This is a genomic window from Vibrio sp. T20 (genome assembly GCF_007858795.1).
GTDB classification, from domain to species: domain Bacteria; phylum Pseudomonadota; class Gammaproteobacteria; order Enterobacterales; family Vibrionaceae; genus Vibrio; species Vibrio satsumensis.
The window spans coordinates 1-325 of record NZ_VFEB01000239.1; the positions used below are offsets into that span (position 1 = coordinate 1).

The 325-nt window shown below is 42.8% G+C and carries 1 pseudogene; it reads right to left on the minus strand.

Going from position 1 to position 325, the window contains the following annotated elements:
- Positions 1 to 325: pseudogene (locus FTW16_RS22260) on the minus strand (LysR family transcriptional regulator); the annotation flags it as partial.

The window sequence follows — 325 nt, forward strand, 5'->3', positions numbered from 1 at the left end:
TGGTCGGGATTGGTTTGTAATAATGGACTCCACGACATTTTTACCTCAAAGGGCTCAATCGCAAATGGCGCAGGTTTGATCAACAACCTAGGATTATTGCGCTGCAATTGTGCAGCTTTGGTTGGAATGGTAAGAATCAAATTTTTCTGTTGAGCGAACAAAATCGCCGACAAGTAGTGTCGAGTAAACACCGTAATATTTCGTGTTTTACCAATACGCATTAGTGCTTCATCTATCCAACCCAGCTTTTGTGCTTCACTCGGATTGATCCCGACTCCGGTTCCCATTCCGGTTTTACTCACCCAAATATGTTGTGCCTTTAAAT